We start from the raw sequence: 9,895 nt of genomic DNA on the forward strand, positions 1-9,895 counted from the left end.
GAATAAAGTGCTGTCAGTCACTTTATTCCTTTATTGTTTATTGCTGGAACGATTGCCCTGTATCAGATCATTCTTCCCGCTCCGAGCACAGCGGAAAACCTTAGCCTCCGGTAATCAGCAATCCAATGTTGACCATTGTATAGCTCCCTTTCCAACAGCTTGCTGCAGCGTGCATAGGCCTCACGCTTCGGCTCTTCCGCAAGCCCTGCAAAAAACATCCCTGCAAAGGCGTCAAGCCAATGCTCAAGCCCACCCTCACCGTCATCGAGCTCCGTTGGTCGATCGTACAGCTCCATCCAGCGCACCTCAAACCCTTGCGCTTCCAGCAAGCCGCTGTATTCGCTCACACTAGGGAAATACCAGGGATTGCGCTCTTTAGCATCTATCCCATAATCCCCTAATACCTTGGCTATCGCCTCATAGATACGTCCCACGTTTCGTTTGCCTCCAAATTCAGCAACGAATCTTCCCCCTTCGTGAAGCGCCAGCCGAACCGATTCAATTACACGCTCCGGCTGCTTCATCCAGTGCAGCGCTGCATTGGAGAACACCGCATCGACCGGCTTATCCAAACGAAATTCATGTCCATCCATAACTTCAAAGGATATCGACGGATACTTATGTCTGGCTTTTCCTACCATATCTGCCGATTCGTCTATGCCCATACAGCTAGCTCCAAGCTGTACAATAACATGAGTCAGATCACCTGTACCGCAACCCAAATCTATGATCCGCTCATTCGGCTGTGGATTAAGCAGCTCTACAACTCCTTTACCCAAACGTGATACGTATCCGATCTTACTATCATACAATCCGGCATTCCACCCCTGATTTACAGGTTTCTCCATAAAATTCAGCTCCTTTAAATCCTATTATGGTCGTTGATCATTAATTACGGAAATATATAATAACAATCACTTTAATAGTTTATTCCTATAATTAAACGTGAGCAGGTCCATTTTCATATATAATTATTAACGAAACAATTAAAAGATTTCATTTACTTATGAATTCTTCTGACGATATAATGAATTCATTGTGTTCTAAATATTCTTTCGGATCTTCCGCATGAGCTTGGCCGCCTCGATTATGCACATCAACAGCATATTACTTAATATTGCTTCCACATTGTGGTCTACGGTCTACGGTTTAAATACGCCGGCTTCACCTCTACCTTCCATATCTGTCATGACTGGCGCGCTTGCCATTTGTACCACACGCATATCAGGAGTCTTTTCGGAAACGTTTGTGTAGGCTAACGGTCATCAACCGTTATACTTCGGGCCCCCATAATTACATCTATCGTTCCCCTTGCCGCGTTGATTTAATTGCATTTTTTTGATCACACTGCTTGGTTTATATGTGCGGCTTTGTTATGAATTAGATCCGATTGTTATCTTTAATTGATGTAGGCAGGCAGGTGATCAGAACTAAATGCAGAAAATTCCAGTCACAAGAGACGGAAAAAAAGGATCCGATATCTTAATCATTCATTCGGATGATGTAGTTAAAATCGAGTCAGTGAAAGAAAAGGAACTTGTCATTCACACTGCGAATAACAAATACTACTGGGCTGCAACATTGGAAGCTTTCGAGGAGTGGATGTATGAGGAAGGCTTTCGCTTAATCGACCAAATGAACGTAGTTAATATGAATCATGTTTCGGAATATGATCTCAAGAAAGGGATCGTATCCTTGCGCCCCGAACACGAGACACAATCCAAAACTGCCTCAGCGGCATGGATTCACAAGGATCATATTATTAATGTGATGAACATGCTTGAAGAGTTGAAGAAGCTGGATAAAAGCACCGACCCTGATGAATTTCAGGATGATATTTTAGAATCGATATTAGCTCAGGAGGAAGATAGCCGTTTTGCTCGTTCTTACGCTATGATTCAAGCCATCTTCGAAAAGAAAAAGGCAGAAAAGCAATTGGAACAAAGCGAGCAGCGTTATAAATCTTTGTTCCGCCATAATCCGGATCCTATCTGCTCCTTCGACCGTAATGGGTTTTGCACCAGCGCTAATCCGGCCTTGTTCTCCATGACAGGGTATACGGAAGAGGAGCTTCTTCATAAATCGATCCACCACTTAATTGTTCCGGATCAATTGGAACGTTGGCATGATTACTTTGCAGATACACTCCAGGGGCAGACCCGTCATTATGAAGTGACCTTCTTACACAAAAATGGAAGCTACGTGGAATTAAGTATTTTAAATGTTCCTATAGTTGTGAACGGTCAATTTAATGGCGTCTATATGATCGGCAAAGATATCAGCGAGCGCAAGAGAGCCGAAGAAATGTTAATCCGTTCGGAGAAATTGTCAATTGTCGGTCAATTAGCGGCAGGAGTAGCCCACGAAATACGTAATCCTTTAACCTCTTTAAAAGGCTTTGTTCAATTGATGCAAAATAAAGTAAACGGTTATGACTCCTATTTCGAAATTATGAAAGATGAGTTGGAGCGGATTAATTTTATTGTCAGTGAATTTCTTGTCATTGCGAAGCCGCAATCCGTCCGTTATGAAGCGAAGGATGCGATGCAAATTTTGCAAAACACCATCGTACTTTTGAGCTCACAGGCAATGATTCACAAAGTAAAGCTTGTTACTGAAGAAGCGCAAGACAACTTAGCCAAAATTAATTGCGATGAAAACCAAATTAAACAGGTGTTCATCAACATATTGAACAATTCTATGGATGCGATGCCCGATGGCGGCAATATCCGCATGGAGCTCCTTAATTATGATCACCAGCATATTATGATACGTTTCACAGATGAAGGATGCGGTATACCTGAAGAGCGCATTCCTCGTTTAGGTGAGCCTTTTTATACAACTAAAGAAAAGGGCACGGGGCTTGGTCTGATGGTCACATTTAAAATCATCGAAAGCCATGGGGGACGTATGCGAATTCACAGCAAGGTCAACGAGGGAACAACTGTTGAAATTATATTGCCCACAGCGCCCGGCCACTCAGCTCAACCGAAGCAGCAGGGAAATTGAATGCAAGCATTTCACAATAAAAACACCTCTGACCACTTCATTTTATGTGATCGAGAGGTGTTTTTTTGAATAGGTGAGGTTTAGTAACCAGGATATCCATAAGGCGAATATGGATACTCAGATGGGTACTCATCTTCGTCCGGATATGGATATGGGTATGGATACGGATATGGATATGGCGCATAGTACGGTTGTGTCAAAAATGGAGCCACAGCAATTAGAGGCAGGAGTGAGTTATTGAACCCTCCATGGAATCCTCCCCCACCACCATGAAAGCCTCCGCCATGGAACCCTCCTCCTTGATGGCCTCCTCCTCCACCATGAAAGCCTCCTCCTTGATGACCTCCTCCGTGAAAAGGCGGCCGTACCAGATGCTGCTCAGGTCTGTTAGCTGGCACCTGCACAGCTGTCACGGTCACTTGCTTTTGTTTTTCCCGTTGTTTCGGTTGCTTAGACATATCTGTTCTCCCTTTTCATGTTGAGATAGCGATCTACTAAAAATATATGTACGATCGCCTAAGGGGTGAATGCCTACCTGAAAAAATGGGCGAATATCCTGGTCTTTGTCTAACGGTTAAGCAGGCTGCCTACATATCGGAGCAGCTCATTGGCAGAAGCAGTTGAATACCCGTGTTCTTCAACCAAACGCTTGATAACTTCATTGATCCTCTTTAGTTGGTTGCCATCCGGCGTTTTGGTTGAGGTAGTTATTTTTACAACATCCTTCATATCGGCAAACAGTTTTTTCTCAATAGCTTCGCGCAGCCTTTCATGACTGCTGTAGTTAAACCTGTGACCTTTGCGCGAGTATGAAGATAGACGGATTAAAATTTCCTCACGGAATGCCTTCTTCGCATTTTCCGATATTCCGATCTGTTCCTCGATGGAGCGCATCAGCCTCTCATCCGGATCCATGTCTTCTCCGGTCATCGGGTCCTTAACTTTGCCCCAATTGCAATACGACTCAATATTATCCAGATAATTGTTAAACAGCGTTTTCGCAGACTCCTCGAACGAGTACACAAAAGCCTTTTGAACTTCCTTCTTAGCCAGCTCATCGTATTCTTTACGCGCAACAGAGATGAAGTTCAAGTAGCGTTCGCGCTCTTCCTTCGTAATCGACGGATGCTGATCCAGACCGTCTTTCAGAGCTCGCAGAACATCCAATGCGTTTATAAATTCGAGTCCTTGCCGGATCAACGCGCTGGATATGCGGTTAATGACATACCTTGGATCAATCCCCGACATTCCTTCTTCCAGGTATTCACTCTGCATTTCCTTCAAATCAGCTTCCTTATAACCCTCGACTTCTTCCCCATCGTACATGCGCATCTTTTTAACAAGATCCATACCTTGCTTCTTCGATTCCTTTAACCGGGTCAGGATGGAGAAGATAGCCGCCGCCCGCAAAGAATGCGGGGCAATATGAACATGTGCCATATCGCTCTGCTTGATTAGCTTCGTATAAATTTTCTCTTCTTCCGACACCTTCAGATTATAAGGAATCGGCATCACAATCATCCTGGATTGAAGCGCCTCGTTCTTCTTGTTGGAAATAAACGATTTATACTCGGACTCATTCGTATGTGCAATGATCAGCTCATCAGCCGATATTAAAGCGAAGCGGCCCGCTTTGAAATTCCCCTCCTGCGTCAATGACAGCAGGTTCCACAGAAACTTTTCGTCACACTTTAACATCTCCTGAAACTCCATGATACCCCGGTTCGCTTTATTCAGTTCTCCATCAAACCGATAAGCGCGGGGATCGGATTCCGAGCCGAATTCCGTAATGGTTGAAAAGTCGATGCTTCCCGTTAAATCAGCAATATCTTGTGACTTGGGATCTGAAGGACTGAAAGTTCCGATCCCTGTCCGTGAATCCTCAGAAATAAGCACACGTTCTACCTGTACATCCTCAATGCGCCCTCCATACTCTGTTTTTAGCCTCATTTGGCAGGAAGGACACAGGTTCCCTTCAATCTTCACCCCAAGCTCCTGCTCGACCTCCGGACGCAGCTCCAGCGGAATCAAATGCAGAGGCTCCTCGTGCATGGGGCAACCTTTTATTGCATAAACAGCACCTTCATCCGTACGAGAAAACTGCTCCAAACCACGTTTAAGCAGAGTGACAATGGTTGATTTGCCCCCACTAACTGGCCCCATGAGAAGGAGGATACGCTTACGGACGTCGAGGCGTCTTGCTGCAGAATGGAAATATTCTTCAACAAGCTTTTCAATTGCCAGATCCAATCCGAATATTTCCTGTTCAAAGAAATGGTACCTGCGTCTACCGTTATCATCTCCTACACCTTTCGAAGCGATCATTTTATAAACTCGACTGTGAGCGGTCATCGCCAAGCTAGGGTTCTTGTGAACCATTACGATATATTGCGCAAAGGTTCCCGTCCATGCCAATCTGTCGGTTTCTGTGCGGTAATCCGAAATTTTCTTGAATATGTCCATGAGTCAACCTCCTCCGTACGGTGCTTTTGCTATGACAACATCAAAGAAATGAAGTGTAGTAAATACCTATGCAAGTTAGGGGGATAAGTTGCCCGAAAATTTAATATTAAATTAGAGTTGAGTGTAGGCTTTCAAATTCATACAAGCACATAAGTCTGACTTCACAACTGGAAAGCAGGGCGAATGCCAGATTGAATGTCGAACAGGCTTTCCCGAAAACTTTTTGATCATTGAATCCTTTTTAAGTCAAAAAAAAGCCTCCCTCCCGCTGATTCCCTGAGTCAGGAAAACCTTGCGGTCAGAAGACTGCTTGCAATGGCTGCTAGAGCCATTGATGAAGCCGTATGATGGTGTAACGGTTACGGACGTACTTGGCATATTTCAAGCTATCTTCCAGCAGCTCAGGCTCAACGCCCAACTCATCGACCGTCGTTGGGCCTCCAACGCGCCGCAGCGCATCTGCCAGCTGCCCGGAGGGCGGCACGCTGCCGCACACAGCGCGGACTTCGTCCCAACGCTCGATGAGCCGCTGCGGCAGCTCCTGCTGCTCCGCTGACTCTGTCGCGTCAAGCGCTGCCAGGCCGTTCTCCGCCAGCACCTGATCGGCGATGCTCCCGTAGCCCACCTGGATCTGCTCGCGCATCCGCTCGGGCGTCAACACATCGCCGCGAGCCTGCCGCTCAGCTATCGCCGCAGCGACAGCTTCCTTCGACAGCGCGGCCGCTGCCTCGTAAAGCTTCGCCATCTGCACAGCGGCGACGCCGACCTTGGCCCCGTGCAGCAGAGCTCTGCGCCGCTGCTGAATGAACCGCATCTCCCAGTAATGGGAGAGGTGATGCTCTCCGCCCGAGGCCGGGCGGGAATGGCCTACAAGCAGCATGGAGATGCCTGACAGCGTCAGGCCCTCCATCAGCTTGCGCATGCCCAGCTCGCTGCCCTCGGCGATCTCGTCGACATAGTCGACGCACATGGCGAGACCCTGCCGCGTCATTTCATCCGCGAGCTCGCAATGGGGCTCGCCGAACAGCACTCGCCCCAGCTGCCAGTCGGCCAGCGACGTGTACTTGCCCAGCATATCGCCGAATCCGGCGGCGATCAGCGCTTTCGGCGACTTGGCCAGCAGCGCCAAGTCGGCGAAGATCGCTTCCGGCGCGCAGGCCGCGATCGTTTGCTTGAAGCCGCCGATAATTAGCGGCGCTCCGACAGAGGCGAAGCCGTCGACCGAAGGGGCCGTCGGCACCGAGAAGAACGCGCGGTCCATTTTGTGCGACACAAAACGGACCACATCGTGGATCGTGCCCGAGCCTACGGCCACGATGGCCTGCACCGCAGGCGTCACGTTCAGCATCAGCTGTACGATGACGCGCTCGTCGGCGGCGAGTTCCCCGTGCTCGTCGGCACCGAGTACACACAAGGACACGTTCAGATGAGCCGCTTCACACAGCCCAAGCAGCTCGCGTCCAGCCGCATCCAGCGTGTTCTTGTCGACAACTAGAAGAAGCTCGCTATACCCACGCTCCTGCGCATAGGTAGGCAGCGCGTCTAACGCTCCGCGCTCAATAACGACTTTGCGAATGGATACGGAATGTGTTTTACCGCAAGTGCATTCCACACTTTGTCCCAACCATGGATCTATTTGGCCTGCTTGTTCTACGGATAACATAAACAAGAACCTCCTACATTACCTCATTGTAATTTTTGAAAAGCTTGTAACTCCGCTCCTCCTTCTAAGAGCTCACAAAGCGAGTTTTCTACGAAAACTAATACTTCACGGTGCTACAAAGCAGACTGTTTGAACACGCGCTTTATAGATTTTGTCTGATCCTATAACAAAACCTCGAACGTTGTCATCTATAGAGAAGCTGCCGCTTTTTTTAACAGGTTAATATGCTTTATAGCAGTGACTACTAATCCAATACTACCAAACTTATGATATAATTACATTAATTTAGATGGAAATGGAAATCCGATTGAGTAATATCCACTCATAATTCGATCCCATCACTATGCTCAAAGGAGACGGAAAGACTGTGGCGATCAAAACAGAGACAGAGCTTTACGCACCAGTCAAATCGTATTTCGAACAGCTGGGGTATAGCGTTAAAGGCGAAGTGCGCCATTGTGACTTAGTTGCGATGAGAGGCGACGAACCGCCGGTTATTGTTGAACTGAAAAAAAACTTCTCAATCCCGCTGCTTTTACAAGGGATCAACAGGCTGCGGCTGACCCGCCAGGTATACGTCGCTTTCGAGCTTCCCAATAAAGGCCGTGCTCCTCACGGAGCCAGTTGGCCAGAGCTTCGCAAGCTATGCCAAATGCTCGGAGTGGGCATGATAACGGTACAATTTTTCAAACGAAAAAAACCAACCGTCCTTTTGGAATGCCATCCGCCTGTCGCATCCCTCACTCATCATGATGGCCCCAAGCCGGTTGAAGCTGAACCTGAGCCCGTGCCTGCTCCCGCTATTTTGCCGCGTCATAACAAGCGCGCTGCGGATAGGATCGTCTATGAATTCAAGGAACGCCGGTCGGATTACAATGTAGGCGGGAGTACGAAGCTTAAGCTGATGACGTCTTACCGTGAAAAAGCGCTGCACATAGCTTACTTACTCAATCAGCATGGACCTCTAAGCCCACGTCGCCTGCGTGAATTGACAGGTAATCCTCACACGGCCGGTCAGCTCCAAAAAAACTATTACCGTTGGTTTCAGCGTGTGGAACGCGGTGTATATAAGGTTACACCACAAGGTGAAGAGGCTCTTAGAACCTACGCCAATGTCGTTGAAGAGCTTCCTCCGATGAATCAGCTATAGGCTTACCTCCTTTTTACTTTTTATAATTTAGACATCTGCAGTCATAATCCATTCTATCGCAGGATATGCATAGAGTAATAGATTATCCATGAAGGAGTCTGTGCCTATGAAACATCCGACACTTCCAGCTCAAGCAGCCCTTAAAGCACTTCTTCGGCATCGTTGGTACTTTACCGTACTATTCTGTCTGGTGGTGGTTAGCTTCTCCATGCTACCTGCTCTTGCCCAAGCACCTGATAAAGCAGTCTTTGGGCATTCTTCCGCCGGAAGCGTGAATAAGCCCAATCCCCTGATTGCTCCAATATATAATCCCGATTCGGATCCATTTGCTCTTTGGTTTGATTCTCCCTTTAGATCCCAGTTAGCTGTTTCTTCAACCACTGGGCCTGCTATCACTGCTATGTCTGGGTTACTTTCCTATGCAAATCCCGATATGGTTACCGATTCGATTCCTGATGATTCTGCGGATCGTCCCGATGCAGATCCTGCACTAGCATCCACAAGTTCAGTCCGTACTAACTTCTCTGCAATTCCCGCAGCTTCTGCGGCCCCAGCAACACCTGCAATACCTGCAACACCACCTGTAAAACCAGATAAGCCCGCGCGTATTCCAGTTCTTAATTACCACAGCATTACCGTAGACCCGGGCAACACCGCCACCATTACACCTGAGAAATTTGCCGCACAAATGCAGTATTTGGCTGATAAAGGCTATACCCCACTAACTTTAAAGCAATTTTCTGACATGATGGAAGGAATCGATAAAGGTCCCGATAAACCGATACTGCTGACGTTTGATGATGGCTATGCGGATAATTATGAGCATGCGATGCCGATTTTGAAGAAGCTGGGTTTTCACGCAACTTTATTTATGTCTCCAGGCACTGTAGAGGACGGCTACTTTCTGAATTGGGATCAAATAAAGGAAATGCACGAAGCAGGCTGGGATATTCAGCCCCATGGCATGACGCATCCTCATTTGCCTACACTCAGCGCTAAAAGCCAAACTTTCGAGATTACGGAGGCAAGAGCCCAGATTGAGCAGATCGTTGGAACGACAGCCGATGTATACTGTTATCCTTACGGTGAATGGGACGCAACCACACTGAAAATTTTAAAAGAGCATCATTTCCGTTACGCATTTACTATAGATCAAGGCATCACAACACCAAGCCAAGATAGTCTTAAGCTCAAACGCATTTTTGTTAATGGAGAGGAGTCGATGGATAAGTGGAGGTACAGATTCGAAAAATAGTGATCCAATTGCAAAAAGACCCGATTCCAACCAAAAAGCGCTGGATTCCGATCTCATTCCACTTTTGGATATTATCTTACTAAAGGGCTCAACCTCAAAATCGGTTCTTGACCCTCCACCAACCATCAGACCTTAAAAAAATCCTGCAAACACGCAGTTATTTTCCTACCTAAATTGCTGGTAGAGAGAACAGACCTGCGAAAGTACATCTATTTTCATAGAAAACACTCCGGTTCAGCTAGAAATGAAGAAATAAATGCACATTAAGTCAATTTCATAATTCAATTCTTTGAAAGTCAGACTGATCCCAAATCCATGGGCTCTTTTTTAAAAAATTATGCGACCTGCTTAGCTT

7 protein-coding genes are annotated in these 9,895 nt (G+C 46.9%); 3 read left to right on the forward strand and 4 right to left on the reverse strand.

From position 1 onward, the window contains the following. Positions 1 to 62: 62 nt before the first annotated feature. Entirely contained in the window at positions 63 to 848 is a 786-nt protein-coding gene (locus tag ACFQ0C_RS30120) for a class I SAM-dependent methyltransferase (RefSeq protein ID WP_379372274.1), read from the reverse strand. Between the two features lie 586 nt (positions 849 to 1,434). Here ACFQ0C_RS30120 and ACFQ0C_RS30125 point away from each other — a divergent pair. Further along, positions 1,435 to 3,009 carry a PAS domain S-box protein gene (locus ACFQ0C_RS30125; RefSeq protein WP_379372276.1) on the forward strand — a complete coding sequence of 525 codons (1,575 nt, stop codon included), beginning with the start codon at positions 1,435 to 1,437 and terminating at the stop codon, positions 3,007 to 3,009. Positions 3,010 to 3,089: 80 nt separating this feature from the next. On the opposite strand, the gene ACFQ0C_RS30130 is transcribed toward ACFQ0C_RS30125, so the two are convergent. The 3 genes from ACFQ0C_RS30130 to ACFQ0C_RS30140 all read right to left on the reverse strand — a co-directional run bounded on the left by ACFQ0C_RS30130 (position 3,090) and on the right by ACFQ0C_RS30140 (position 7,135). Continuing rightward, positions 3,090 to 3,467: a hypothetical protein gene (locus tag ACFQ0C_RS30130; RefSeq protein WP_379372278.1), complete on the reverse strand. Its 378-nt coding sequence runs from the start codon at positions 3,465 to 3,467 to the stop codon at positions 3,090 to 3,092. A 109-nt stretch (positions 3,468 to 3,576) separates the two neighbouring features. Further along, on the reverse strand, positions 3,577 to 5,472 hold the full coding sequence (locus ACFQ0C_RS30135; RefSeq protein ID WP_258214938.1) for a PrkA family serine protein kinase: 1,896 nt from the start codon (positions 5,470 to 5,472) through the stop codon (positions 3,577 to 3,579). A gap of 322 nt (positions 5,473 to 5,794) precedes the next feature. Continuing rightward, complete coding sequence (locus ACFQ0C_RS30140; protein ID WP_379372281.1) at positions 5,795 to 7,135, reverse strand: sn-glycerol-1-phosphate dehydrogenase; 1,341 nt, start codon at positions 7,133 to 7,135, stop codon at positions 5,795 to 5,797. Positions 7,136 to 7,502: 367 nt separating this feature from the next. Here ACFQ0C_RS30140 and ACFQ0C_RS30145 point away from each other — a divergent pair, with 367 nt between their 5' ends. Both ACFQ0C_RS30145 and ACFQ0C_RS30150 read left to right on the forward strand, forming a co-directional pair. Then, on the forward strand, positions 7,503 to 8,285 hold the full coding sequence (locus ACFQ0C_RS30145; protein ID WP_379372283.1) for a DUF2161 family putative PD-(D/E)XK-type phosphodiesterase: 783 nt from the start codon (positions 7,503 to 7,505) through the stop codon (positions 8,283 to 8,285). Positions 8,286 to 8,391: 106 nt separating this feature from the next. After that, complete coding sequence (locus ACFQ0C_RS30150) at positions 8,392 to 9,540, forward strand: polysaccharide deacetylase family protein (protein ID WP_379372285.1); 1,149 nt, start codon at positions 8,392 to 8,394, stop codon at positions 9,538 to 9,540. Positions 9,541 to 9,895: the final 355 nt, after the last annotated feature.

Origin of the sequence: Paenibacillus sp. GCM10027630 (assembly GCF_042676305.1) — a bacterium.
GTDB lineage: Bacteria > Bacillota > Bacilli > Paenibacillales > NBRC-103111 > Paenibacillus_S.